General features: G+C 63.2%; 24 protein-coding genes. 19 read left to right on the top strand and 5 right to left on the bottom strand.

The window, feature by feature from the left end:
• The gene (locus AC0CMF_RS16175) at positions 1-771 is read right to left on the bottom strand and encodes a PRC-barrel domain-containing protein (protein WP_160318750.1); all 771 of its coding nucleotides are present in this window, start codon (positions 769-771) and stop codon (positions 1-3) included.
• 395 nt (positions 772-1,166) lie between these two features.
• On the opposite strand from AC0CMF_RS16175, the gene AC0CMF_RS16170 reads away from it, so the two are divergent.
• The 8 genes from AC0CMF_RS16170 (at position 1,167) to AC0CMF_RS16135 (ending at position 13,318) form a co-directional block, all read left to right on the top strand.
• Positions 1,167-2,456, top strand: a complete 1,290-nt coding sequence (locus AC0CMF_RS16170) for an MFS transporter (RefSeq protein WP_374630060.1) — start codon at positions 1,167-1,169, stop codon at positions 2,454-2,456.
• A complete protein-coding gene (locus AC0CMF_RS16165; protein ID WP_374630059.1) occupies positions 2,453-3,799 on the top strand; it encodes a lysine N(6)-hydroxylase/L-ornithine N(5)-oxygenase family protein in 1,347 nt (448 codons plus the stop codon). Before AC0CMF_RS16170 ends, AC0CMF_RS16165 begins: the two co-directional genes overlap by 4 nt.
• An 88-nt stretch (positions 3,800-3,887) precedes the next feature.
• Positions 3,888-5,735, top strand: a complete 1,848-nt coding sequence (locus AC0CMF_RS16160) for an IucA/IucC family protein (protein WP_374630058.1) — start codon at positions 3,888-3,890, stop codon at positions 5,733-5,735.
• Between the two features lie 16 nt (positions 5,736-5,751).
• A complete protein-coding gene (locus tag AC0CMF_RS16155; RefSeq protein WP_374630057.1) occupies positions 5,752-6,708 on the top strand; it encodes a GNAT family N-acetyltransferase in 957 nt (318 codons plus the stop codon).
• Positions 6,705-8,489, top strand: a complete 1,785-nt coding sequence (locus AC0CMF_RS16150) for an IucA/IucC family protein (RefSeq protein WP_374630056.1) — start codon at positions 6,705-6,707, stop codon at positions 8,487-8,489. The genes AC0CMF_RS16155 and AC0CMF_RS16150 overlap by 4 nt, the downstream gene beginning before the upstream one ends.
• A gap of 155 nt (positions 8,490-8,644) precedes the next feature.
• Positions 8,645-10,855: a TonB-dependent receptor gene (locus AC0CMF_RS16145; RefSeq protein ID WP_050473540.1), complete on the top strand. Its 2,211-nt coding sequence runs from the start codon at positions 8,645-8,647 to the stop codon at positions 10,853-10,855.
• Positions 10,856-10,916: 61 nt separating this feature from the next.
• The gene (locus AC0CMF_RS16140) at positions 10,917-12,206 is read left to right on the top strand and encodes an MFS transporter (RefSeq protein WP_374630055.1); all 1,290 of its coding nucleotides are present in this window, start codon (positions 10,917-10,919) and stop codon (positions 12,204-12,206) included.
• On the top strand, positions 12,203-13,318 hold the full coding sequence (locus tag AC0CMF_RS16135; RefSeq protein WP_374630054.1) for a siderophore-interacting protein: 1,116 nt from the start codon (positions 12,203-12,205) through the stop codon (positions 13,316-13,318). The genes AC0CMF_RS16140 and AC0CMF_RS16135 overlap by 4 nt, the downstream gene beginning before the upstream one ends.
• Before the next feature lie 256 nt (positions 13,319-13,574).
• Here AC0CMF_RS16135 and cysK read toward each other — a convergent pair whose 3' ends face one another.
• Positions 13,575-14,537, bottom strand: a complete 963-nt coding sequence (gene cysK, locus AC0CMF_RS16130) for a cysteine synthase A (protein ID WP_374630053.1) — start codon at positions 14,535-14,537, stop codon at positions 13,575-13,577.
• A gap of 399 nt (positions 14,538-14,936) precedes the next feature.
• On the opposite strand from cysK, the gene AC0CMF_RS16125 reads away from it, so the two are divergent.
• Genes AC0CMF_RS16125 through AC0CMF_RS16115 form a run of 3 tightly spaced genes read left to right on the top strand, consistent with a single transcriptional unit; the run spans position 14,937 to position 16,677 of the window.
• Positions 14,937-15,749, top strand: coding sequence for a pentapeptide repeat-containing protein (locus tag AC0CMF_RS16125; protein ID WP_374630052.1), 813 nt, complete (start codon positions 14,937-14,939; stop codon positions 15,747-15,749).
• Positions 15,750-15,752: 3 nt separating this feature from the next.
• Entirely contained in the window at positions 15,753-16,391 is a 639-nt protein-coding gene (locus AC0CMF_RS16120) for a nucleotidyltransferase domain-containing protein (RefSeq protein WP_374630051.1), read from the top strand.
• Positions 16,381-16,677, top strand: coding sequence for a hypothetical protein (locus tag AC0CMF_RS16115; RefSeq protein WP_374630050.1), 297 nt, complete (start codon positions 16,381-16,383; stop codon positions 16,675-16,677). Before AC0CMF_RS16120 ends, AC0CMF_RS16115 begins: the two co-directional genes overlap by 11 nt.
• Before the next feature lie 157 nt (positions 16,678-16,834).
• Here the strand turns inward: AC0CMF_RS16115 and dut are convergent, their stop codons facing one another.
• Positions 16,835-17,296, bottom strand: coding sequence for a dUTP diphosphatase (gene dut / locus AC0CMF_RS16110; protein WP_374630049.1), 462 nt, complete (start codon positions 17,294-17,296; stop codon positions 16,835-16,837).
• A 230-nt stretch (positions 17,297-17,526) separates the two neighbouring features.
• Between dut and AC0CMF_RS16105 the strand changes: the two genes are divergently transcribed.
• Positions 17,527-18,315: a dioxygenase family protein gene (locus tag AC0CMF_RS16105; protein WP_374630048.1), complete on the top strand. Its 789-nt coding sequence runs from the start codon at positions 17,527-17,529 to the stop codon at positions 18,313-18,315.
• A 517-nt stretch (positions 18,316-18,832) separates the two neighbouring features.
• On the opposite strand, the gene pyrF is transcribed toward AC0CMF_RS16105, so the two are convergent.
• Positions 18,833-19,561 (bottom strand): orotidine-5'-phosphate decarboxylase, encoded by a 729-nt coding sequence (pyrF, locus tag AC0CMF_RS16100; RefSeq protein WP_374630047.1) that lies wholly within the window; start codon positions 19,559-19,561, stop codon positions 18,833-18,835.
• A gap of 213 nt (positions 19,562-19,774) precedes the next feature.
• On the opposite strand from pyrF, the gene hisB reads away from it, so the two are divergent.
• The 7 genes from hisB (at position 19,775) to coaA (ending at position 24,587) form a co-directional block, all read left to right on the top strand.
• Positions 19,775-20,368 (top strand): imidazoleglycerol-phosphate dehydratase HisB, encoded by a 594-nt coding sequence (hisB, locus tag AC0CMF_RS16095; RefSeq protein ID WP_374630046.1) that lies wholly within the window; start codon positions 19,775-19,777, stop codon positions 20,366-20,368.
• A 12-nt stretch (positions 20,369-20,380) separates the two neighbouring features.
• Positions 20,381-20,887 (top strand): DUF2628 domain-containing protein, encoded by a 507-nt coding sequence (locus tag AC0CMF_RS16090; protein WP_374630045.1) that lies wholly within the window; start codon positions 20,381-20,383, stop codon positions 20,885-20,887.
• Positions 20,884-21,537: an imidazole glycerol phosphate synthase subunit HisH gene (gene hisH / locus AC0CMF_RS16085; RefSeq protein WP_374630044.1), complete on the top strand. Its 654-nt coding sequence runs from the start codon at positions 20,884-20,886 to the stop codon at positions 21,535-21,537. The genes AC0CMF_RS16090 and hisH overlap by 4 nt, the downstream gene beginning before the upstream one ends.
• 63 nt (positions 21,538-21,600) lie before the next feature.
• Complete coding sequence (gene hisA / locus AC0CMF_RS16080; RefSeq protein WP_374630043.1) at positions 21,601-22,344, top strand: 1-(5-phosphoribosyl)-5-[(5-phosphoribosylamino)methylideneamino]imidazole-4-carboxamide isomerase; 744 nt, start codon at positions 21,601-21,603, stop codon at positions 22,342-22,344.
• Positions 22,341-23,120: an imidazole glycerol phosphate synthase subunit HisF gene (gene hisF / locus AC0CMF_RS16075; protein WP_058898198.1), complete on the top strand. Its 780-nt coding sequence runs from the start codon at positions 22,341-22,343 to the stop codon at positions 23,118-23,120. The genes hisA and hisF overlap by 4 nt, the downstream gene beginning before the upstream one ends.
• Positions 23,121-23,173: 53 nt before the next feature.
• The gene (locus tag AC0CMF_RS16070; protein ID WP_094462661.1) at positions 23,174-23,497 is read left to right on the top strand and encodes a phosphoribosyl-ATP diphosphatase; all 324 of its coding nucleotides are present in this window, start codon (positions 23,174-23,176) and stop codon (positions 23,495-23,497) included.
• 124 nt (positions 23,498-23,621) lie between these two features.
• Positions 23,622-24,587, top strand: coding sequence for a type I pantothenate kinase (gene coaA / locus AC0CMF_RS16065; RefSeq protein WP_050473560.1), 966 nt, complete (start codon positions 23,622-23,624; stop codon positions 24,585-24,587).
• Between the two features lie 154 nt (positions 24,588-24,741).
• Here coaA and AC0CMF_RS16060 read toward each other — a convergent pair whose 3' ends face one another.
• The gene (locus tag AC0CMF_RS16060) at positions 24,742-26,427 is read right to left on the bottom strand and encodes a methyl-accepting chemotaxis protein (RefSeq protein WP_374630042.1); all 1,686 of its coding nucleotides are present in this window, start codon (positions 26,425-26,427) and stop codon (positions 24,742-24,744) included.
• Positions 26,428-26,553: the final 126 nt, after the last annotated feature.

The raw sequence follows: 26,553 nt of genomic DNA, 5'->3' as shown, positions 1-26,553 counted from the left end.
TTAGCGGATAACCGTGGTTTCCGGGCTCTGCCGGTAGGCTTCCAGCGTATAGGCCGGAGCATTCTCGATGGCCTCGGGCGTCACCGACGTGGTGGCCTGAATGGTGCCCTCGGCATCCCGCTGGATCATCACGTTGGAGGCTTCAACGGCCACCGGCTTGCTGCCGATGCCAAGCACGCCGCCCACGTTGATCACATAGGCCTCGGCCTTGCCGGCGGGCGCGATCACCACATCGGAGATCTTCCCGGCGGTGCTGCCGTCTGCCGTGACCAGATTGGTGCCGATCAGGTTGTCAGTGCTGATCACATTGACACCAGCTGCCTGGCTGCCATCCACCTGGCCCGTGGCTCCTGCCCCCGGCATCGCCGTGGTGGTGCCGGCGGTATCGTCGGTCAAACCGACCGATTCGCTCAGCTCATCGATCACCGACGGGCCGGTCAGGCTGGTCTTGTCGAAGGCAGGTTCTGCATTCAGCTGCTGCGGCGTCATCTGCACCATCAGGCGGCTTTCGCCGTTCTGGTCGATCCAGGTCAACTGATCAAAGGGAACGGCAACGTCCTTGCCTTCGGCCTCAGCGGTGCTGTCAACCGAGATGATCACGGCGTTGACCTCACCGGTCTCGGTCATCGCCACATCGGACACTCTGCCGATGCGCTCGCCTTCGGTGGAACCGGTCGCATGGACGTCCTCACCGATCAGGCTGCTGGCGACAACCTCGGATGTGATGCCGGAGAGGCCGGACGGAGCCATCGTGCCAGAGGGCTGGCTCATGTCCTGCTCAGGCATCACGCCCGGCTGTGTATCCATCGGAGCACTTGGCATTACTGCAGGGTTTTCGACAGACGGCGCCGTCCCCGGCGCATTATTCATGTCCTGCGCCATTGCCGGAGCGGCAACAAGTACAGAAACAAGAGCGGTTGTAGCAAGAATCCTTTGGATCATTATTTATCCTCCATTTCTTGCAGATGGCCCTGTTGATCCCTGAATTGAGAAAAAACTGAAAGCCATCCTGTTTTTCCCACACACGGTAGCAAAACACACCACGGAGAACTTTGTTCCAAAAATTTTTGCTGCACCTTTCGCCGGGCCGGGATCATCAACCATCTTTACTTGAATCAAAAACTCAGGTATCGAAGGCAAAATCAAAAACTCAAGGTTGCGTACCCGTGACAAAACTCCGGATGCTGATGCTGGCCCTGGCGGCCAATGCATTCCATCAGGCGGCATTGATCGCCCTTGTGCCGGTATTGCAGCATCTTTTCGGTGTCAGTCTCGCAACGCTCGGGGCCCTGGTCGGGCTTGGTCTGCTCGCGGCCGCTCTTGCCATTCCGGGCTGGGGCCGTGTGGCAGCCAGTCGCGGGCTTGACCGGGCCCTGCAGCTGACACTGACAGGTGCCGGCCTCGGCGCCATGATGATGGGCGCAGGCATTGCCGCAGCAGCATATGGCTGGCTCGCCGCCCTGCCGGCCTTCGCGCTTCTGGCTGCCGGACGCCTGATCTACAGCCTCAGCGCCCCGGCCATTCTGCCGCTGGCACAAAGCGCGGGCACGGTCCGGAAACCGCAGGACACCGGAACAGAGGGCGCGGCGCTGGCCGGTCACATCGGCCGGCTCAATGCCATGAACGGCATTGGCCGCCTCGCCGGAAACGCCCTGATCGCGCCCCTGCTTCTGCTTGGCGCCTGGGCGCCCGTTCTGCTGCCCCTGCCGGTCTATCTGGCGGCGCTTGTGCTTTTCCTGCTTCAGGGTGCAGGCGAAAAACCTGCCGTCCGCCCGGTTCCGAAGATGGAAGCTGGTGCAGCCAGACCGGGCTGGCGCCCGCTGGCGGGGCCTCTGTCTCTTGGTTTCCTGCTGCAGCTGTCCACCGGCGCGGCTTATGTGCTCCTTGGCCCCGTCATCGCGCAGCGGTTGTCCCTCTCTCCTTCGGAAGCGGCCAGCGCAGCCGGACTGTGCCTTGCCGTCTCTGTCGCGGTGGGCATTGCCGTGCAACTCGGCCTTGAGCGGATCATCGGCCACCGCCTTCAGGCAGGCCGCCTGGCCGGGGCAGTGCTTTGCGCTGCCGGGCTTGGCCTTCTCGCCTTTGCCACCAGCCTGCCGGTGCTGGCGCTTGCCGCAGCGCTCACCGCTGCCGGTCTTTCCGTTGCCCTGGGCGCCAATACGGCGCTGACGCTGTCTGCCGAAGGCATGCCAGCGTCAGGCCGCGCCCTGGCCTCCACCCGCCTCAGCAGCCTGCAATTTGCAGGGCTTGCTGCGGGCTCCCTTGCGGGCGGTGTTCTGGGCTCCATCAGCCTCGACATGGCCCTTGCCGTTCTGGCGGGCGCAACCGCGCTCACCGCAATTCTCATCCCAATCCTCACCCGTTTCAGCCGCAGCAGCGGCCCGGCGCTTCAACTCCCCCTCCCGGATCTGTCCGCCGCCGCCCCTGCCCACGCCCCTCATAAAGGAGCATCCGAATGAACCCCGTGCTCGAAATGCGCCCCCATGCCGGCACCCCCGCCTTGCCGCTTGATGTGGCCGGAATTGGCATCGGCCCCTTCAATCTCAGCGTTGCTGCGCTCCTCGACAGCGTGCCGGGGCTGAATGCGCGCTTCTTTGAAAAGAAGAAGCAATTCGTCTGGCATCAGGGTCTGATGTTCCCCGGCTCGATCCTGCAGACCTCGTTCCTCAAGGATCTGGTGACGCCCGTCCTGCCGACGAGCCCCCATTCCTTCACCGCCTTTCTGGTGGAGAAGAAGCGCTTCTACGATTTCCTCTCCGGCCGCTTCACCGGCGTCACCCGGATGGAGTTCAACGAATATCTGCAATGGGTGAGCGGACGGCTCGACACCCTCAGCTTTGGCGAGGAAGCCACGGCCGTGCATCTGGACGGCAGCCGCCTGCGGCTGGAATTTGCCAGCGGCCGCACGGAGCTGGCGCACAATCTCATTGCAGGCGCAGGCATGGCGCCGTTTGTGCCGCCCTGCACGGCCGCGCATCTGGGGGCTGACTGCTTCCATGCGGGAGCCTACCTGCCCCAGCCGCGCAGCTTCACGGGCAAGCGCGTGGCCGTGATCGGCGGCGGTCAGACCGGCGCGGAAATCGTGCTGGATCTTCTGACCCGTGCCGAGGGCGCGCCTGCGCATGTAAGCTGGATCAGCAATCTGCCGCGGTTCTCGCCGCTGGAGGAAGGCGGCTTTGTCGATCAGGTGTTCACGCCGGGTTATGTCGCGGCCTATCAGACGCTCCCCTTCGAGGCCCAGCGCAGCGAGATTTCTGGCCAGAAGCTCGCCAGCGACGGCCTGACGCCCGCTACGGTGGACACACTCTTTGCAGAGATCTACCGCCGCCGCCATCTCTTGGGCGAGAACTGCATTTCCCTGCTGCCGGGGCGCAATCTGGAGGCGATGGACCGGCAGAACGGCGGGTTCCTGCTGCACACCCACGCGATCACCAGCGGCGAAAGCGAGCTTTTCGGTGCTGACGCGGTGATCCTGGCGACCGGCGCCCGCCCTGCCCTGCCAGCCTGCCTTGAGCCGCTGCGCCACCGGCTGGATCTCGATGCCAATGGCCTGCCGGTTCTGGATGCCAGCTACCGCCTGCAATGGGATGGGCCCTCCAGCATCGGCCTCTTCGGCCTCAATCTCGGCCTGTCGTCGCATGGCATCGTCGATCCGCAGATGAGCCTCATGGCCTGGCGCAGCGCCGTCATCATCAACGCCCTGACCGGAGAAGACCTCTTCGATGTCAGCGCCGGACCGGAACTGGTGGACTGGCCGAAGCGCCTCCCGGATGAAGCCCCGCTCACCCGGGCCGTCGGGTAACCCGGCCGCCACCATCGCCGCCGCCTGCCAGACCTGCCCCGGTCCTGGCGGCGGCGGCTGACCTGATCCCGATTGACGAGGACCCGGCATGAACCAGCTTCTGCCTTCAAACCGGATGACACCCGCTGCCGCGCCCATGGATGCCGCAGCGCTGGCCGATCATTCCGCCGCCAGCGCTTTCCTGAATGCCCTTCTGCGTGAGTGGGACGGCTGGTCTGCGCTTGCCCCCGGTGAGCGGGCAAGCCTTGAGGCCTCCCTGCCGGACGGTTTTGCCGCGCCGGGCGGGGAAATCCTGAAACTGCCGCTTGCGGGCGGCGGTGCGCTTTTGATCCACGCCCCGGCCCGCACCCCCTTCCGCACCGCCGTGCGCCTGCCCTTCTGCCTGATGGGCGCTGATGGCAGCCTGCGCAAGGTACCGCTGGCTACGGCTCTGGCCCTGCTCGTTACTGATCCTGTGGCAAGCGCGGGCGATGAAGCCCTGCAGATGAAGCTGCTGCAGCGGGTGATGGACAGCCGCCTTGCCGCCGAAGCAGCCTTCCGTGCCCGCCCGCCGCTGGGCCTCGCCTCAGGTTGGACTTTCCAGCAGGGCGAGCAGGCCCTGACCGGCGGCCACGCCACCCATCCCAATCCGCGCAGCCGCGACGGGCTGGATCTGGAGGATGCCCGCCGCTTCGCGCCGGATCTGGGCGGACGCTTCCCGCTGTTCTGGTGCCTCGCCCACCGCTCCATCCTCGTCCTTGCCAGCGGCACGCTGACCCCGGCAGAACAGATGCTGCGGGCGCTGGCCCAGAGCGATCCGTCCTTGCCGCAAGAGCTGCACCAGCCGGAAGACGGCTTCGTGCCGCTGCCTTGGCATCCGTTTCAGGCGCCGAAGCTTCTTGCCCGGGTGGATGTCATCGCCCTCCTGCGCGAAGGCCTGCTGCGGCCGCTGGGCGAGCTGGGCCAGCCCTTTGCCGCCACCGGCTCGTTCCGGGGTGTCCATGCCTGGCATGCACCGTCCATGCTGAAATTCTCGCTCTCCCTGCGGCTCACCAACTCGCGGCGCACCTTGGCGCGCAAGGAGGTGGAACGTGGGCTGCAACTGGCCGAATTGCTGGATGGCCCGATCGGGGACAGTCTTGCCGCCGAATTCCCGAAGGCATCCATCCTGCGCGAGCCTGCCTATGTGGCGCTGAAGGATGCCGATGGCGGGGCGCTGGAGGAAAGTTTCGTTGTCCTGCGCGACAACCCGTTCCGTGATGAAACCACTGCCGGTCCGGTGATGATGGCAGGCCTGTGCGAGCAGCGCCCGGATGGCGCTTCTCCGCTGGGCGAACTGATCCTGGCCCGTGCCGCCCGCGATGGCAGTGCAGCGGAAGATCTGGCGGTAAGCTGGCTGCAGGGCTTCCTGGATGTGGCGATCCATCCGCTTCTGGAAATCCGCGCCCGCTACGGCCTGCTTTTTGGGGCGCATCAGCAAAACATGACGCTGGCGCTGGATGAGCACGGCTGGCCCGCGCATCTGTGGCTGCGCGACTGTCAGGGCACCGGCCATCTGACCACCCATCACGAGATGCTGGCCAGGCACCTGCCCGATATCGGCCGCCACGCGGAGAACGTGGTGCCGCCGGAACTAGGTGACGGGCTCTTCTGCTACTACGTCATCGTCAACAATCTGATGAGCGTGATCGCCACACTGGTGCTGGATGACCTCATCACGGAAGAGCGGGCCAACCGCTGCCTTCTGACCTTCCTGCAGCGGGAGAAGGCGCAGAGCCGGGGTGACTCCAGCCTGCATGATTTCCTGCTGAACCGCCCCACCTGGGTGAGCAAGGGCAACTACCGCACCAGCCTCAGCAACGTGAACGAGGCCTCGGGCGATGGCTCGGGCCAGCTTGCCGCCTTCCTTGAAATGCCGAACCCGCTGCTGCCGCTGATGCGCGCGGACGGGAAGTGACACGGAGACCCAGCCCATGAACATTCATGCTGCCAGCACCACCCGGGCGGAAGCCCTCGTGACCACCCGCCTCGACAGCGCCGGGGAAACACCGGTTCTGTCGCTGCGCCTGAACGGCGCAACGCCCGGCGCGGACGAACTGACCGGCGCCGTGCTGCGGGCGCTGGAAGCGGCCTTTGCCGCCGACGGAAGGCTTCACCGGCTGATCCTTGATCCGGCGGATGCGCCGCTCACCATCCGTGATCTGCCCTTTGCCCATCCGGTTGCGGGCGGGCTGGAGGTGCGCCGCGACGGCTTTTATCAGACAGACCAGCTCTGGCTGGGGCACAGGCCCACGGGACGGCTGCGCACCGGTCTGGTACCCGGCCCTGATGGCCGCGACCACCCCTTGCGCCCGCCCCATCCGGTGGGCGTGGTCTACGAGCGGTATGATCCGGTGGCCGATCTCACCGTTTCCTTCCGTGCGGTGGACATCGACCGGGACCTCGACACCTTCCACCGCTGGATGAACGATGGCCGCGTCGCCTATTTCTGGGAACTGGCCTGGGACAAGCCGAAGCTGCGCGATTATCTCGCCGCCTTCGCGGAGCGGCCGCATACCTATCCGCTGATCGGCTGTTTCAACGGCGAGGATGCTGGCTATTTCGAGACCTACTGGGTGCGGGAGGACCGGCTTGGCCCCTTCTATGACAGCGGCCCCTGGGACCGGGCCTGGCATGGGCTGATCGGCGAGCGCCGCCACCTTGGCCGCGCCAAGACCGGCGCCTGGCTGCGCGGCCTGCTGCATTACCTCTTCCTTGATTGCCCGATGACGGAAAACATCATGGGCGAGCCGCGCGTCGACAATGCCAAGCTACTGAACTACGCCGCTGAAGTCGGCTACGAAAAGGTCAAGGAGTTCGACTTCCCGCACAAGCGCTCGGCCCTGATGCGCTGCCCGCGTGACCGGTTCTTCTCGGAGGTGCGGCTGTGAACGCGCCCTTTGCAGTCTCCACCCCGGCAGACAGCCGGAGCGCCGCTGACGCCCGCTGGCAGGAGGTTTGCCGCGCAGGCCTTGCCAAGATGCTGGACGAACTGACCTACGAGGAAGTGCTGGCGCCGGAAGCAGAAGGCGACAGCGAATATGCCCTGCGCCTCAAGTCCGGCATCACCTGGCGCTTTGCCGCCCGCACGGGCGCCTGGGGCAACCTTCTGACGGACAGCCGGACAATCCGCCGTGAGCCGGAGGGGGCCACCTCGCCGCTGCAGTTCACGCTGGACGCAAGGGCCGAGCTCGGCATGGCGCCGGAAACCCTTGCCACCTTCCTGCGCGAACTTTCCAACACCCTGCGGCAGGACATGATCCTGCATCAGAAAACGGAAGGCCTTGAGGCGGACCGGCTGCTCGACTTGCCCGTGCATGTGCTGCACGGCCTGCTGGAAGGCCACCCCAAGGCGGTGGCCAACAAGGGGCGCCTTGGCTGGGGCGCGGATGACCTTGCCCGCTATTCACCGGAATCGGCCGAACCCTTCTCCCTGTTCTGGCTGGCAGCCAGCCGGCAGAACTGCCGTCTGGGCGGTGACGACTATGAAGCGGCGTTCCTGCGCCGCCAGCTCGGCGAAGCTGAGGCGGCAAAGCTTCTCGCCCGCCTCACGGAAAAGGGGCTCAGCCTTGAGACCCACACGCTGATCCCCGTGCATCCCTGGCAGTGGGACAATGTGATCCAGCAGGCCTATGTCACGGATCTTGCCACCGGCGATCTGGTGTTTCTCGGCAGCTTCGGCGGGCGCTATGTGGCCGGTCCCAGCCTGCGCACGCTCACCAGCATCGACCGGCCCGGCTCTGCGGATGTGAAGGTGGCGCTGACCATCCTCAACACCTCCGCCTGGCGCGGCATTCCGGGCAAATACATCGCCATCGGCGCTGCGCTCTCTGACTGGCTGGAAGGCATCGTGGCCTCAGATGATCTGCTGGCCCGGCACGTGACGATCCTGCGCGAGGCACGCGGCATCTGGTACCGGCACCCGCTCTATGGCCAGATGGAGGATGCGCCCTATCAGCATGGCGAAACGCTGGGCGTGATCTGGCGCGACAATGCCTCCGGCCGGGTGGGGCCAAACCGCCGCGCCTGTCTCTATGCCGCGCTGCTGCATCCCGATGCGGAGGGGCGGCCGCTGGCCGTGGCCCATGCCCGCCGGGCGGGACTGGACTTCGAGGACTGGCTGAAGCGCCTCTTCGAGGTCAGCGTGGTGCCGCTCTATCACATGCTCTGCCGCTTCGGCACGGGCTTCATCGCCCATGGGCAGAACATCACCGTGGTGCTGGAAAGGGACGTGCCGGCTGGCATTGCCATCAAGGATCTGCAGGGCGACGTGGATCTGGTCAATGTGGTGTTTCCCGAACAGGCGGACCTGCCGGACGAAGTGAGGGCGGTGCTGCCGTCGAAGCCTCCGGCCTATATCGTTCACAACATCCAGACGGCGCATTTCGTCACCGTGCTGCGCTTCTTCTCTGCCCGGCTCGAGGCGTCCGGCGTGCTGCCGGAAGACAGGTTCTACCGGCTTCTGGCGGATGTGCTTGAGGCTTACATGGCGGCCCATCCGGAGCTGGCGGAACGGCACAAGATGTTCGATCTGTTCAATCCGGCAATGCCGAGGGTCTGCATCAACAAGGTGCGCTTTGCCATTGGCTATGGCGATGCCGCCCAGCGGCCGATGCCAGCCCTCGGCACGGATCTACGCAACCCATTGTGCCGTTGCGGAAATGTTGCGTGAACGCAACAGCACAACTTTTGCAAGGCGCACATACCGAACAAAACTTGAATCCATAATTCATATATGCAGTTGTAGCGCCAATATCAGGAAGCCAGGCCGCAAGGGCCAAGCCACCGCCAACCGACTTGAAACACACATGCAAAAGGTGGCAGGCCATGCATCTGAAGACACTCGCGCTGACGACAACGGCGCTTATCGCAGCCTTTCCGGCATTGGCGCAGGATGAGACCGCGCAGAAGACGTCCACCCTCGACAAGATCGTCATCACTGCGGGGCGCAGTGAAAGTGCAGTCAGCACGCTGGCGCAGTCGGTTGTCGTCATCGACCGCGAACAGATCGAGGCTGCCAGTTTTGGCTCCACCGATCCAACCGATCTGATCTCCCGCCTTGTTCCGGGCTTTGCCCCGTCGAACCAGACCCTTTCGGGTGCCTCGGAAACCTTCCGTGGCCGCAGCGTGCTGATCATGGTCGATGGCGTGCCGCGCAACACGCCGCTGCGCGATAACTCCCGCATCCTGTCGATGATCGATCTCAACACGATCGAGCGCATCGAAGTGGTGAATGGGTCTTCCAGCCTTTATGGCGCAGGCGCAACCGGCGGCACCATCAACTTCATCACCAAGCGCGGGGTGGAAGAGGGCATCCGCACCACCATCACCACCCAGGCATCCGCCTACACCCAGGACATCGGCAATTCCATTGCCCCGTCCGTGAGTGCCAATGTGGAAGGCCGTATCCGCCAGTTCGACTATTTCTTCTCCCTCTCCGGCGACATGACCCGCAAGACCTATGATGGCCGCGGCAACGAAATGCCCTCTGATGCCATGATCGGGCAGGGCGGCAGTGACCGGACGCGTCAGGGCAACATGTTCACCTCGCTCGGATACGAGAATGAGAGCCGCCGTTTCGGCCTGTCCTTCGACTGGACCTATCTCGACCAGAAGCCCGACTGGCTGACCAACTACTCCAGCAACCCGATCAGCCCGGACTTCAACTCACCCTATACCGGCGAGCGCCTGAAGGAAGATTCCAAGTATTTTACTGGAACATTCACCGAGAATGACTTCATCTTCGGCACCTTGAACGTGACGGCATTCTACAATTCCATCCGGAAGCAGTCCCTGTTCAACACTCTTTCGACTGCAAACTCGTTCGTCTATGGCGCATCGAATGGGTCCACCGTTGTATCGCCCTACAACCAGACCATTCTCAAAAGCGACCGCGCCGGGATCAATGCAACGGTCAACAGTGACCTGGACTTCATCCGTGACGGCGCGAAGATCACCTGGGGTGCCGACTACACTTACGATCACACGACGCAGGAGCGCGTGGATGGGGCCGCTGTCATTGCACCGATGACGCAGAACCAGATCGGCGCCTTTGCCCAGCTGGAAGTGCCCGTGACAGACCGGTTCACCCTGCAGGGTGGCGCCCGCTTCGACCAGTTCTACCTTGATGTCGAAGACTTCACCCGGCCGTCGGGTATTTTCCTGTACAATGGTTTCCGGGTCCCGCTGCGCGAAGTCAGCGTCACCGGCGGCAGCTTCACCTATAATTCGCCGACCTACAACATCGGCGGTGTGTTTGATCTGACCGAGGAAGCGCAGGCCTTCGCCAATTTCTCGCAAGGTTATTCCCTCGCGGACATTGGCGGTTTCACACGCCGGGCCGGCGCCAATTCCGTTGCCGACATCTGCGCGACATACGGCTCTATTCTGGCTGCTTATGGTTGCGGAACCGGCGCGCCGAACCTCAACATCAGCTATGCGAACATCGCCCCGGAACCGGCGCTCGTGAACACTTATGAAGCGGGCTTGCGCGGAGACTGGGGCCGGTTCCGCGGCACCGCCAGCGCCTATATCTCCACTTCGGACAAGGGCACGTCCTTCGACGCCACCACAAACAGCGTTTCCCAGCAGAAGGAAAAGATCTGGGGCTTTGACCTCACTGCCGAAGCGGATGCCACCGACCGGCTGAAGATCGGCACCGTCTTCGCCTATGTGGAAGGCAAGTATGACGCCAATGGCGATGGCAAGATTGATGCCGGCGAATACCTGCCGAACAACCGCATCCCCAACACCTACAAGATCAACCTCTATGGTGAAATGCGGTTCATGTACGACATCATGGCGCGCGCCGAGGTGGAGTATCTGTCCGGCCGCAAGCAGACGAGCCAGCATCTGCCGAATGTGACCCTGCTGCACCTTGGCATGTCCAAGGACATGGGCAAGTCCGGCAAGCTGTCACTGGGCGTGCGCAACGTGCTGGACACCTATTACGTCAACCCGGTTGCCAGCGCCGTGCGCGGCGCGGAAGTGCCGGGCCTTGGCCGTACGGTTGCCCTCACCTACCGCGTGACCTTCTGATCCTGAGGCCTCCCGCAAGCGATTGCGGGAGGCTTGCCTTTTTTCCGGAAAGACCAGTGCCATGCGGGATGCACCAGCGCCCCAAAGCCAGACAGCGCCAGCCCAGACAGCACCAGCAGAGAAGAGCCGGATCCGTCTTTATGTGACGCTGGCCGGGCTCTATCTGGCGCAAGGCATTCCCACCTATCTGATCGCCGCCGCCCTGCCGCCCGTTCTGCGCGAGCAGGGCGTTTCGCGTACGGCCATCGGGCTTTTCTCGCTGCTGATGCTGCCCCTGGTGGTGAAATTCGCCTGGGCGCCCTTCGTCGACCGAATCCGTCTTTTGCCCATCGGCCACCGGCGCGGCTGGATCGTGCCGATGCAGCTCGCCTGCTCGGCCGCTCTTTTCGCCATGGCCTTCATCCAGCCCACGGATGTGGTGGGGCTGTTCATCATCTGCATGGTCATTTCCGTTGCCATGTCGACCCAGGACATCGCCACGGACGGCTATGCCACGCAGAAGCTGACGGAAGCGGACCGGGGCATCGGCAATGCCTGCCAGGGCGGGGCAGTCGCCTTCGGCGTCGTCATCGGCGGCAGCCTGTCGCTGTTCCTGTTCGAAAAATGGGGCTGGCAGCCGACGCTGCTCTTCGTCGCCGCCCTGTCCCTCATTCCCCTCGCCATGACCGTGATGATGGAGGAAGACGAGGACAGCGGCCCTTCCCGAACCAGCGAACGCTCCGCTGCTCCCCGGCCCTCGCTCCGCGCCTTCTTCCGCCGCCCGGAGGCCGTGCAGATCCTCATCGTGGCACTGGTGTTCCGCGCCAGCGAAGGCCTCGTCAAGGCGATGGAAGGGTCTTACCTCGTTGATATCAAGCTGCCGCTGTCCTGGATCGGCTATCTCTCGGGCGCTTCGGCGGCGACGGCCGGGCTTCTCGGTTCCGTGGTGGCCGTGGGCCTGATGCGCTGGCAGGGCACCCGCACGGCCCTGATCACCCTTGGCGGCCTCAGAACCATCTGCTTCCTGATGTTCGCCCTGCATGCGCTGGGTCTGTCGGACAGCCTCTACACGGTCATCGGTGCGGCCGGGTTCCAGACGCTGATCCGCTACATGGAAATCGTCGTGCTCTATTCGCTGTTCATGTCCGTCGCCTCGAAGGACCAGCCCGGCACGGACTTCACCATTCTCGCCTGCGCCCAGCTGGTGGTCTATCTGGCCGGGTCGAGCGCCTCCGGCATGCTGGCGGACAAGCTCGGCTATGGCACCCTCTTCACCCTTTCCACGGCCCTGTCCGGCCTTGCCGTGCTGCTGACGGCAACACTCCTGCGCCGCAAGCCCGCCCCGCCGATGTTTGAGGAAGTCCGCCCATGAACGGCCCTGCCCCTCTGATTGCCTTCACCACGCTTCCCAGCGGCGCCCCCGCCGGCCTGCTGGAAACGCTCGTGTCCGAAATGCTCCGCAACGGCATGGACATCACCCGCCCCTCCCCGGCCGAAGTGGTGCTGAACCTTGACCCCAACACCGTTGGCCTCACCGTTCATGAGGGCGAAGGGCTGCGCATCACGGTGCAGGCAAACGGGCTGGTTCCGCTGCACCGGCTGAAGCAATGGCTGATGGAGCATCTCGAAGAGCTGCAGCCCGGCACGACCGCCGCCTTGCGCTGGTCCGACGATGACCCGCGCGATGGCGAGGTGGCCCCGCCCTATTTCCACGAGCTGACGGTGCTGAAGAAGGTGGCGCTCAGCCCTGTCCTGCTCCGCCTCACCTTCAAGGTGGAGGGGATGGAGCGCTTTGGCAGCGACGGGATTCACGTGAAATTGCTGCTGCCGCCGGAAGGCCGCACCCCTGTCTGGCCGAAGCTTGCCGCCAATGGCGCGCTGATCCTGCCGGAAGGGCCGGACGGGCTGCACATGCGCTATTACACCCTCAAGGACACCCGCACGCAGGCCGGCGAAATCGACATTGACGTTGTCCGCCATGCGGGCGGCGCCGTCTCGGACTGGGCCGAGGCTTGCCATGAGGGCGATGTGATCGGCCTGCTCGGCCCCTCCGGCTTCCAGCATCCGCCGCTCGCAGGCCCGCTGCTCCTTGCCGCCGATGGCACCGGCGCGCCGGCCGTGGCCCGCATGATCGAGGCGCTGGCGGCGGACATGGAGCGGGAAGGCGCGCCCGTTTCCGGCGGCGGACATGTGATCCTCGGGCTCGGCACGGATGAGGAAGCGCTGGCCTATCTTTCCGCCGCCAAGGTTGCCCGCCTCGGCCTCACGGTGCATGGCCTTGCCCCGGAAAGCTTCGATGCGGATCTGGAACAGGCCATCCGCGCCATCTTTACGGGCACGAAGCCCGCCTTTGCCTGGTTTGCCGGCGAACAGCAGACCGCCCAGCAGCTCCGCCCCCTGTTCCGCAAGGAGTTCAGCCTCGGCAAGGGCAGCCAGTATGCGATTGCCTACTGGACGAAGGGCAAGACCGGGATGGAGCGGTAAGCGTCAGGGGGGGACGGCGACGAGCCGCATTTTCTTTCTGCCTCAACGCCGTCATCCCGGACGCAGCGAAGCGGAGATCCGGGACCGGTGAGCCCGAGCCTTTCGGTCAAAACGCGTTGAAACAGCATCCACCCCGGCTCACCGGTCCCGGATCGCGCAGGGCGCGTCCGGGATGACGGCGGAGAGGGTTTTCTTCAGCCCCGGCGGATGCAGCATCCGCCGGGGCTTTGTTACGCTTGGCCGTTGCAGCCCTGTCTCACTCCAGCCCGTCAAACAGCGCCGTGGAGAGATAGCGCTCGGCAAAGGACGGGATGATGACGACGATGGTCTTGCCGGCCATGCCGTCGCGCTGACCAACCTTGATGGCCGCCGTCAGCGCCGCGCCGGAGGAAATGCCAACCGGCACGCCCTCGGTGCGGGCAACCTCACGGGCCGTGGCGAAGGCCTCGTCATTGGTGACCTTGATCACCTCATCATAGACCGACGTGTCCAGCACGCCCGGCACGAAACCGGCGCCAATGCCCTGGATCTTGTGCGGGCCGGGGTTGCCGCCGGACAGGACCGGGCTGTCGGCCGGCTCCACCGCCACCACATGCAGGCCCGGCTTGCGGCTCTTCAGCACCTGCGACACGCCGGTGATGGTGCCGCCCGTGCCGATGCCGGAGACGAACACATCCACCTTGCCGTCCGTATCGTTCCAGATCTCTTCGGCCGTGGTGCGGCGGTGGATCTCCGGGTTGGCCGGGTTCTCGAACTGCTGCGGCATCACCGCGCCGGGGATCTCGCTGACCAGCTCCTGGGCGCGGGCGATGGCGCCCTTCATGCCCTTCGGCCCTTCGGTCAGCTCCAGCTCGGCGCCGAGGATCTTGAACATCTTGCGCCGCTCGACGGACATGGTCTCCGGCATGACGAGGATCAGCCGGTAGCCCTTGGCGGCGGCCACGAAGGCCAGCGCAATGCCGGTGTTGCCGGAGGTCGGCTCCACCAGCGTGGTCTTGCCCGGCTGGATCTGGCCCGCAGCTTCCATCGCCTCGATCATGGCAACGCCGATGCGGTCCTTAACGCTGGAAATCGGGTTGAAGAACTCCAGCTTGCCCAGCAGAGTGGCCTTCACCCCGTGCTTTTCCGCAAGGCGGTCCAGCCGCACAAGCGGCGTGTCGCCAATGGTTTCGGTGATCGAGCTGTAAATCCGGCCGCGGCCCGGCTTCCTGTCGGTCATTGTCATCTCCCGTCCTGGCCCCGGCACCGTGATGCGGGGCACCTGTTCTTCTGTCGGAATTCTGAACCCTAACCTAGGAACAATTCCCGCCGGAATCGAGTGCTCTCATGCTCAAAAGCCCGAGGAATAAGGAAAGTTGTGCCAAAGGGGGGGTAGGGAGGGGGGAGGACGATTGGTTTGGGGCATAGAGGGGGCATGGGTAGCGGAATGACACTTGGCGCTTGTTGCCGGTATTTGAAATCTGGCTGTCCGCGCCTGAAAGCAGTCGTCCATTCAGACTGCGTGGCTCGGCTCACTCCCGAAGCGTCTACATCTAGATGAATTCCAGATTGTGATTGCCTGGCCAAGCTCGTAAAAGCTTATATTGCTACTACTCGTAGAAATATCATCAGGCTACAGATGTACACTGACAGCAGCAGAAATCCCCTCACGGACAAAAGATTCGAGCAGGATGAATCTGCATCACAGTACCGCAACCATGTATTCATTCGACTATCCGCCAAGGGGCGAAAATTCACGAATGTGGATTTTCGCTATTCTACTTTCGATTCTTGTTACCTTAGGAATGCGCAATTCGACTCCTGCGATTTTACAGGCTGTCGGTTCCTTGGTTCTAACCTCCACGGCGCGACGTTTTCTGGATGCAAATTCGACTATGCGTCGTTCGAGAGGACCACGATCGACCCAACTATCCTCGATACCGAATACCCCAAACCCGAAAACCTTCGTGCCCGCTTCGCACGCACACTCCGCATGAACTTTGCCCAACTAGGGGATGTCGCATCGGCCAACAAGGCGATGAAGTTGGAGCTTGAAGCTACAGGCATTCATTGCCGGAAGGCCGTGTTCTCTGAAGAAAAATACTACAGATCGAAGTACACAGGCGTTCTCTGGTGGAGGGCACTTTATGATCTTTTGCTCTTCCATCTGGGCGACTTCGTCTGGGGCAACGGCGAGAGCCTTGGCCGCCTACTGCGATGCGTGCTATTAGTACTGATCGCGATGACTATCTTCGACGTCGTAAAGTTCGGCAACCCCAACTTGATGAACAGTTGGGGAACTTCATTCGCTCGTTCGTTCCAAGTGTTCATGGGCGCGCCATTCGGTCCAATAGACTATCCCCAGCCATATGTCGGCATAATAACGTTGGTTCGGCTTATTGCTATCGCGTTCCTGGTTTCTATCATTTTCAAGAAATTCAATAGGCGTTAATCAATGCACATATACGCATTCGGGTCGGTTTGCCGCGGAGATATTGGGCCGGACTCAGATATCGACCTATTAGCCATCGTAGACGGGTTCGATGACCGGTTTGATCCAGACGACTATTCGATATACTCACGCCAACGCATCCAAGAAATCTGGGTTGAGGGGAATCCGTTTGCATGGCACCTCTTTCTAGAGTCCCGAATGCTGCATTCTTCGGATGGAACTAACATCTTAGTCGAACTCGGCCGACCAACGCGGTATGATGCATGTGCACGTGATTGTGAGAAGTTTCAGGCGTTGTTCCTCGAAGCTCGATCGTCCATAGCGAATGGCAGGGCCACAAGGGTGTTCGATCTCTCGATGATTTTTCTTGCCATCCGGAACTTCGCTACGTGTTTCTCCCTTGGCTTTCTGGATAAGCCCGATTTTTCTAGACGTGCTGCAATCCGTATCGGCGCATCCAGTTTGGCGATACCTGAGGATGCCTATAAGATACTTGAACGTTCTCGTATTCTATGTACTCGCGGTAAAGGTGCCGGGGTAACGGACGCCGAGGTCGAACTCGCCATAAGACACTTCACTACTATAGAAAAATGGATGGTTCATCTCTTGTCAAAAGTAAGGGCACCTGGATATGGAGCATGAATTTAACAACCGAATTTCCGCTCAACGCCAATTGCTGAATATTATCAATAGAAACCCTTGGCCCGTCGAGGATTTGTTTGGTTTATCCTCCAAGGCAATTGACCGGTGGATTCGAGCGAATCAATTGGATCCACAGACGGCACTCGTACGTACGATTGTCGCCGTCTCAGATAAGCTCTTTTTCCTCGCAAACAAAAGCCAAGAGCAAATTTCAGAGCAATATCAGATGGTTAAATCTGATATTGCTGCGGCATGCCACGACATAGAGCGCGAATTAGGTTGGTAATCCCCCTTTCTCAATGGGGCCTTGTGGCAGAAGGAGTCGGCCTTTTCCTTGTGCCCAATATCAACACTGCGCCTCAGGCGGGAGTTCCCCTCTCAACCTGAGAAGCGGGCCTCTGAAACCACCTGCTTCGCCCTTCCCCCGCCCTGCAAAAACCCAATCACCCAACCCCAGTCGACCCAAACCCGCCAGCGCCGCGCTGGGTGGCGTCGAGGGTGGTGACTTCGGTCAGGGCGGCTTGCATGGCCGGGGCGATGATCATCTGGGCGATGCGCAACCCGCGGGTGATGGTGAAGGGCTCGTCGCCGTGGTTGATCAGGATGACCTTCACCTCGCCGCGATAATCCGCATCCACCGTGCCGGGGGAGTTGAGAACCGTGATGCCGTTCTTGGCGGCAAGGCCGGAGCGGGGGCGGACCTGGCCTTCGAAGCCGCGCGGGATGGCCATGGCAAGGCCGGTCGGCACCATCGCCCTCTTGCCCGGCTGCAGCACCAGATCTTCGCTCACCGCTGCCATCAGATCAAACCCGGCCGCATCGGCGCTCTGATAGGCGGGCAGCGGCAGGTCTGCGCCATGCTCAAGGCGCAGCAGTTCAACGGTGACGGAAGCAGGAACGGGCATGGCAATTCTCCTTGAAGGAAATACGGCCCTCTTGCTGTCAGCATTGGCGGCCCAGCGCAAGCCTTGCGGCCTGCGGTCAACAGGTCATGCGGCAGGGCGCCGGACGGGGGGCACGGCTTCTGTTTCTCCCGTGTGAACGATCCGTCGCATTTGCGCCTCTTTATTCACGCCGGAAACATTCCTATTCTCAGACCCAAGATCGACACCCCTGTGTCCTTTGGAGGGATCACATGTCTGCCACAGGATTTGAACCGCTGTTTCTGGCCCATGGCTCGCCCATGCTGGCGATTGCGGACAGCGCCGCGCACCGGTTTCTGAAGGAACTGGGGCCCAGCCTGCCGCGCCCGCGCGCCATCGTGGTGCTGTCGCCCCACTGGGAGACAGAGGGCCTCCGGGTTTCCGCCCCCGGGCCGCTGCGCACCATCCATGATTTCGGCGGCTTTCCGCGTGCCCTGTTCGAGATCCAGTATCCGGCCAGCGCGCCGGAAGGTGTCGTAGGCGAGGTGATGGACAAGCTGAGTGCCGCAGGCATCGAGGCGCAGATCGACCCCAGCTGGGGGCTGGATCACGGCGCCTGGGTGCCGCTTTATCTCGCCTATCCGCAGGCGGATATTCCGGTCGTCGCCCTCTCCCTGCCGCTGAGCTACGGCCCGCAGGAGCTCCTGGAGCTGGGCGCGGCGCTGAGCGGGCTGCAGGACAGCGGCGTGCTGATCATCGCCACCGGCAGCACAACCCACAACCTGCGCCAGATCTTGCCGCAGGGCAGCCCGGCGCCGGACTGGGCCACGGCCTTTGATGCCTGGCTGGATGCAGGGCTTCTCACCGGTGAGGCGGAGCGGATCACTGATCTCGACGCCGCCCCCGGCTTCCGGATGGCGCACCCGAGGGAGGAGCACCTTCTGCCCGTATTCTTTGCGCTCGGTGCTGGCGGCAAGGGCGCCAAGGGCGAGCTGCTTCACCGCACCTACGAATACGGCACCCTGTCCATGTCCTACTACCGGTTCGGAAAAGCCGCGTAAGGGGCGGGTGTTCAGGCCGCCGGCTCAGTCTCTCAGAAGTTCACCCCTTGCGAATTTGGCAGTGACTGCTCTGCGTATCTGGCAGGCACCAAGTCCTCTCTGCCCCTTGAGGGCTACCGGATTCACACATCAGGCTCAGACACCACCCGCAGTGATGCATCTTTTCTGTGGCTGGGCCTGTCCGCCCCCCTCCCCCTGGTGGGGAGGGGTAAGGGGTGGGGGGGGGTATGAGCCTGCAAGATTTTGAAAAATAGATCTTTTTCTGATGAGTCATCAGGAAGCGAAACCGACCATGATCAATGGACACTCCGCCAGACGGAGAGGCCTTTCCCCCCACCCCTCACCCCTCCCCACGAGGGGGAGGGGGGCTGAAACGCCGTGCCAGAGTGATCAAACTTCAGGCTTTCCCTGATCTGTATTCTGCTTCGGGCATGATGTGTGCATGCAGTAGCTCAAGGGCGGAGAGGCCTTCCCGTCATCCTCACAGCCCGTTTCAGAAGGCTGGAACGGCCCAGCCTCACAGCGCCGCTTCGATCTCCGCGACGATGGCCTCTGCCGCGCAGCGGGGGTCGGGGGCGCGGCTGATGGGGCGGCCGATGACGAGATAGTCGGACCCGGCACGGATGGCATCGCCCGGCGTCATCACGCGCTTCTGGTCGCCCTTGTCGCTGCCGGCGGGCCGCACGCCCGGCGTCACCACCACAAGTTCACTGCCCACGGCCTGGCGCACGAGGCCCGCTTCCAGCGGCGAGCAGACGATGCCGCCCATGCCGGCCGCCCGCGCATCCCCGGCGCGCGCCTCGACAAGGCCCGCCACCGGCCCGCGATACCCGGCTGCGACCAGATCCTCCTCGTCCATGGAGGTCAGAACCGTCACGCCGAGCAGGCAGAGGTCCTTGGCATCCGTCTCCTGCAAGGCGGCAACGGCGGCGCGCATGGTGCGCGGATAGGCATGCAGCGTGACGAAGCGCACGCCCATGCGGGCAATGTTGCGCACGGCGCTGGCAATGGTGTTGTCGATGTCGAGCAGCTTCACGTCGAGGAACACCTCGATGCCCTCGCCCGCCAGCTCTTCGGCGAGCCTCAGCCCGCCTGCGAACTGCAGCTCCATGCCGATCTTGTAGACCCCGACGGCGCCCTTCGTCGCCGCAATCAGCGCCCGCGCCTCCTCAACCGTGGGTACATCCAGCGGCAGCATCAGGCGGTGAGTGGCGGACTTGGGGGCAAAACGGCTGGAGGCGGCCATCCGGGTTTCCTTTCATCGGGAGGTGAGGCGTTGCCGCTTCCTAGCAGGCCAGCTGCTGCAACGCCAGAACCGCAGCGTTTCCCCGGCCTCCATGATCTGGCAAAGAAGTCTCTGGCCAGATTGCCCATTTGTGTTTCAATGCGTGGCACCGCCTGCTAAAACGGCGCGGTTTCGCCAGGCAGGTAGTAAGGCTGGCCGATGGAAGGATGACAGATGCGCACAGCGGCAATCTCGCGCAACACCAAGGAAACCCGCATTGACGTCGAGATCAACCTCGATGGCACCGGCGCCTATGACGTGGCGACGGGGGTCGGCTTCTTCGACCATATGCTGGAACAGCTTGCGCGCCATTCGCTGATCGACATCAAGGTGCGCGCCGAGGGCGACGCCCATATCGACTTCCACCACACGGTGGAGGACACCGGCATCGCCCTGGGGCAGGCCCTGTCTCAGGCGCTGGGGTCCATGTCCGGCATCACCCGCTATGCCGACACGCATCTGGCCATGGACGAGGCACTGACGCGCTGCGCGCTGGATGTGTCCGGCCGGCCCTTCCTCGTCTGGCAGGTGGAGTTCTCCCGCGACAAGGTGGGCGAGTTCGACACGGAACTGTTCGAGGAGTTCTTCCGCGCCTTCGCCATGAATGCGGGCATCACCCTGCATGTCGCCAACATCTATGGCAGCAACTGCCACCATATCGCGGAAACCTGTTTCAAGGCCGTGGCACGCTCGCTGCGCAAGGCCATCGAGATCGATCCGCGCCAGGCGGGCCGCGTGCCCACCACCAAGGGCCAGCTGGGCGGCTGAGGAGGCAGGACAATGAGCTCATATATGGTCATGCTGCCGCCGGAGGCGGAGGGGCGTGAACTGACGCCCGCCATGGCGCAAAAGGCGGTTTTCGTCCGCGACGGTTTCTCCACACCGGCGCTGGTCTTCACCGGCATCTGGATGCTGGTGCACCGGCTGTGGCTGCCGTTTCTGGCCTATCTCACCGTTTCGCTGGTGCTGGAGCTGATTGCGCAGAATTTCAGCCAGTCGATCCCCGGCGTTCTGGCCTTCCTGACCGGCATTCTCATCGGCCTTGAAAGCGGCAACCTGCGGCGCTGGTCGCTGGAGCGCAAGGGCTGGATCTTTGCCGGTGTTGTCACGGGGCAGGACAGAGAAGAGGCCGAGCTGCGCTTCTTCAACGCCTACCGCCCGGCCCCGCGCCCGGTGGACACACCCGCTGCCCCGCAGCCGCAGGGCTTCGTGCCGCGCTTTGGCCGTGAGCAGGTGATCGGCCTGACGCTGTCCGGCTCCGGTTTTGCAGGAGAAAGTGCAAGATGACTGTCGCCATCATTGACTATGGCTCGGGCAACCTGCGCTCGGCTGCCAAGGCCTTCGAACGCGCCGCCCGCGACCATGCGAAGGTGCCGGATGTGATCGTCACCTCCGATCCGGACCAGGTGCTGAAGGCGGACCGCATCGTCCTGCCGGGCGTCGGCGCCTTTGCCGATTGCCGGCGCGGGCTTGAAGCCGTCGAGGGCATGCGTGAGGCGCTGGAGGAAAGCGTGCGCCGCAAGGCCAAGCCCTTCCTGGGCATCTGCGTCGGCATGCAGCTGATGGCCTCCCGCGGGCTGGAGTTCCAGACGGTGGAAGGCCTCGGCTGGATCGACGGCGATGTCACGGCGATGAAGCCGGCTGATCCGTCGCTGAAGATCCCGCACATGGGCTGGAACACGATCAGCGTGCATCCTGACACGCACCCCGTGCTCAAGGGACTGGATACCGGGCCGGACGGGCTGCATGCCTATTTCGTCCATTCGTTCCATTTCGCCTGCGCCCGCCCGGAAGACCGGCTGGCCACCTTCGACTATGCCGGCACCTTCACCGCGATGGTGGCGCGCGACACGATGGTGGGCACCCAGTTTCACCCGGAAAAGAGCCAGCGGCTCGGCCTTGGCCTCATTGCCAACTTCCTTGACTGGAAGCCCTGAGACCCGGCTTTCCCGTCTGAAGCACGATTACAGCGCGGCAGGCGCCGCAAGAGAGACATTGCCATGATCCTTTTTCCCGCCATCGACCTCAAGGACGGCCAGTGCGTGCGCCTGAAGCTGGGCGACATGGACCAGGCCACCGTCTTCAACGACAATCCGGCGGCGCAGGCCAAGGCCTTTGAAGATCAGGGCTTTGAATATCTGCACGTGGTTGACCTCAACGGCGCCTTTGCCGGGGAAAGCGTCAACGGCGCGGCGGTGGAAGCCATTCTCGGCGCAACGAAAAACCCGGTGCAGCTGGGCGGCGGCATCCGCACGCTTGCCCATATCGAAAGCTGGCTGGCCAAGGGCATCACCCGCGTCATTCTCGGCACCGTCGCGGTGCGCGACCCGGAGCTGGTGCGCGAGGCCTGCCGCAAGTTCCCCGGCAAGGTCGCTGTCGGCATCGACGCCAAGGGTGGCCATGTGGCGGTGGAAGGCTGGGCGGAAACCTCCGAGCTCACCGCCGTGGACCTTGCCAGACGCTTCGAGGATGCCGGCGTTTCGGCCATCATCTACACGGATATCGACCGGGACGGCGTGCTGAAGGGGCTCAACATCCCCTCGACGCTGGAACTGGCCGCTGCCGTGTCCATTCCCGTCATCGCCTCGGGGGGGCTTGCCTCCATCGAGGACATCAAGCGCCTGCTGCAGCCGGACTGCGCCATCCTGGAAGGCGCCATCTCCGGCCGCGCCCTCTACGACGGCCGCCTCGACCCGGCCGAAGCCATGGCCCTGATCCGGGCGGCAAGGGAGACCAAGGCATGACCCTCAAGGCCCGCATCATTCCCTGTCTCGACGTCAAGGACGGCCGTGTCGTCAAGGGCGTCAACTTCGTTGATCTGGTGGATGCCGGAGACCCGGTGGAGGCGGCAAAGGCCTATGATGCCGCTGGCGCCGACGAGCTGTGCTTCCTCGACATCACCGCCAGCCATGAGGGCCGGGACACGATCTTCGACGTGGTGCGGCGCACGGCGGAGGCCTGCTTCATGCCCGTCACCGTCGGCGGCGGCGTGCGCACGGTGGAGGATATCCGCAAGCTGCTGATCGCGGGCGCCGACAAGGTGTCGATCAACACGGCGGCGGTCAGCAATCCGGATTTCGTGCGCGAGGCTGCCGAGAAATTCGGAGCCCAGTGCATCGTCGTCTCCATCGACGCCAAGCAGGTGAATGCGGAAGGTGAAGCGCCGCGCTTCGAGATCTTCACCCATGGCGGGCGCAACGCCACCGGCATCGACGCCGTCGAGTTCGCACGGAAAGTGGTGGAGCTGGGTGCGGGCGAGCTGCTGGTCACCTCCATGGACCGGGACGGCACCAAGTCCGGCTACAATATTGCCCTGACGCGGGCGATTGCCGATGCGGTGCCGGTGCCGGTGATTGCCTCGGGCGGCGTCGGCACGCTCGACCACCTGGTAGAGGGCGTGCGCGACGGCCATGCGACGGCCGTTCTGGCCGCCTCGATCTTCCACTTCGGCACCTACAGCATCGGTGAGGCAAAAACCCACATGGCTGCCGCTGGGATACCTATGCGAATGGATACCTGATTTCGGCCGAAATCCGGTGTAAGTTTCACCTGTTACGGGAAAAGACTGCTCTGATGACTGCATTCACTCTGGCCGATCTGGAAGCCATCGTAGCGGCCCGTGCGGCAAGCGATGACGACATGTCCTACACCCGCAAGCTGGTGGGCAAGGGCATCGGCAAATGCGCCCAGAAACTGGGCGAGGAAGCCGTGGAGGCCGCGATTGCCGCCGTGCAGGGCGACAGGGATGGCCTCAAGGGTGAGGCGGCGGATATTCTGTATCATCTCATGGTGGTGCTGAAAGTCTGCGATGTGAGCCTTGACGAGGTCATGGCGGAACTGGCCGCACGCACCGGGCAGACCGGCCTTGAGGAAAAAGCCTCGCGGCCTGCAAGCTGACGCCCGTGCGGCGCCTGAGCCTTTCAAGGCGTGATGCGCCGGCATCGCGGATGCCTTGAGACACAGCATCCGGACCGGAAAGGCCCGCGTGCAATCCCTTGGAACAACCGGGACAGAGCCGCCCATGGACCAGACTGTCATCCGCCCCGAAACCATGGACCTGTCGCCGTACAGGGTCTTCACGGAAAACGAATGGTCGCGGCTGCGCGCCGATACGCCCATGACGCTGACCTCTGCCGAGGTGAGCGAGCTGCGGGCGCTGAACGACCCCATTTCCATGGCGCAGGTGGAGAGCATCTATCTGCCGCTGTCGCGGCTTCTGGCCTATTACGCCGAAGCGACGCTGATCCTGCATCAGGCAACGAAGCGCTTCCTCGGCGTGGCGGAGAGCAAGACGCCCTTCATCATCGGCGTTGCAGGCTCCGTGGCGGTGGGCAAGTCCACCACCTCGCGCATCCTGCGCGCCCTGCTCGCCCGCTGGCCGGCAAGCCCGAAGGTGGATCTGGTCACCACCGATGGCTTCCTCTTCCCCAATGCGGTGCTGGAAGCCGAGGGCCTGATGCAGCGCAAGGGCTTTCCCGAGAGCTTTGACCGCACGGCGCTGCTGACCTTTCTGTCCGACATCAAGGCGGGCAAGCGCAACGTGCGGGCGCCGCTCTATTCCCACTTCTATTACGATGTGATGCCCGGCCACTCGGTCACCATCGACCAGCCGGATATCCTCATCGTCGAGGGCCTGAATGTGCTGCAGACGCGGGAGCTGCCCAAGGATGGCCGTGCCGTGCCCTTCGTCTCGGATTTCTTCGATTTCTCGGTCTATATCGACGCGCCGGAGGACATTCTGGAGACCTGGTACGTGGAGCGCTTCATGCACCTGCGTGAAACCGCCTTCCGCGATCCCGGCTCCTATTTCCACCGCTACTCGCGGATCACGGATGAGGAAGCCCTGACCACGGCCAAGACCATCTGGACCAACATCAACCTGCTGAATTTGCAGGAAAACATCCTGCCGACGCGCCCGCGCGCCGACCTGATCCTGACCAAGGATGCCAATCACCGGATTTCAAAAGTCGCCCTGCGGCGTATCTGACGCCAGACCATGGGATGTTCTTGGAACTGACCCCGGACATGGCAAGGCTTGCGATGCTGACGCATCACCCCTTGAAAAGGTTCAAGCACCGCATGGGCTTAACCAATGCTCGATGAGTCAAGCTCATTGAGCATTGGTATGAGGCTATTTTACGTCAGGCCGCACGCTGGCGCATGTCCTGAAGGAAACGCGACACCTGCTGGCGCAGGTCGCCTGCATTGCTTTCCAGCTGGCGGGCAGAGGCATCCACGGTTCCGGCAGTCGTGCGGGTTGAGGCCGCTGCATCATTGACCGCGCTGATGCTGGAGGTCACCTCAATGGTGCCGCGCGAGGCCTCGTTGGCATTGCGGGCAATCTCGCCCGTCGCCGCGCCCTGCTGTTCGACGGAAGCTGCAATGGACGCAGCAATCTCGTTCATCTGCTGGATGATGGCGGTGACTGAGGAAATGGCATCCGCTGCCTTGCCCGTTTCCGATTGAATAGCCGAAATCTGGCTCGAGATCTCTTCCGTTGCCTTGGAAGTCTGGGTCGCCAGTTCCTTCACTTCGGCGGCCACAACCGCAAAGCCGCGGCCGGCCTCCCCGGCACGCGCTGCCTCGATGGTGGCATTGAGGGCGAGAAGATTGGTCTGCTCGGCAATCGCCTGAATGAGGGTGACCACCTCGCCAATCCGCCCGGCAGCTTCAGACAGGCCGTGCATGCGGGTGTTTGTGGCGGTTGCTTCGGAGGCAGCCCTGGCAGCGATCTGTGTCGAGGCCGAAACCTGGCGGCGGATTTCCGCGACCGATGCCGAAAGCTCCTCTGCGGCGGCGGCCACCGTTTCCACGTTGCGGGCCGCCTGTTCGGAAGCTGCCGTCACTGTCCCGGTCTGGCGGGAGGTCAGCTCGGCGCCCTCGGTCATCTCGACGGATGCGGCCTGAAGCTTGCGGACGGAGTCCTCGATCACACTCATCAGAGCGGTGATCTGCCCGTCGAACTCGGCACTGAGCTGCTGAACCTCCTCACCACGGCGTGCGGCGGCTTCCTGTGCGCTCCGCTGCTCATCTTCGAGCGTCTTGCGGGCCTGCTCGTTCCGGACGAAGACAAGCATCGCGTCAGCCATCTGCCCAATCTCGTCACCCCGTCCGGTGCCTTCAATCGTCACGCTGGCTTCGCCGCCGGCCAGCAGGCGCATGTTGCGGGTCAGGCTGGCGATGGGGCCCCGGATGTTGCGGATCGCCAGACCGGCCAGCCCGAGCGACAGCAGTGCACCGAGCGAGATCAGGCCAATGTCCACATAGGCCTGCCGCCAGAAGGCGCCATCCAGATCATCGATGTAAACGCCGGTGCCGATCATCCACTGCCAGGGGGCAAAGCCTTCCGCCCAGCTCCACTTCGGCAACGGCTCATCACCGCTTGCACGGGGCCAGAGATAGCGGAAGGCGCCGCCGCCGCTCTTGGCCACATCGATCAGGCCAGCGATGACGCGGGTCCCGTTCTCATCGGTCATGCCGAGCATGTTGGTGCCAACCAGCGAGGCGCGGGCATGGGCAATGGTATCGCCGTTATACTGGAAGATAAAAACGTAGTTGTCGCCCTCGTAGCGCATCGCGCCGATTGCGTCCTTTGCCGCAGCCTTGGCCGCCTCTTCGGTCATCTCGCCACGCTGGGCGCGCTCATGGAAGCTCTTGGCAATTGTCAGTGCGGACTGACTGAGATGGCGGACCGAGTTGAGGCGCTCTTCCAGCATTGCCTCTTTCAACGAACTCAGGCCAACAAAGCCGACAACAAGCGTAAACAGGAAACCCGCGATAACCGGAAGACTGAACTTCCAGATCAGCGGCATACGGGAAAACGACATTCAACCCACCCTCTGGCCGATAGTATCAGCTCAAAGGGAGTAAGGGGTTTTACCTAATTAATTATTGATAATTGCAGTCCTTGCGATGAAGAACAGACCCTTCGCCCGGTGAAACAACATTTTTCA

This window comes from Pannonibacter sp. CBAS1226, from assembly GCF_055685825.1.
This window is presented reverse-complemented; position numbering and strand designations above follow the sequence as displayed.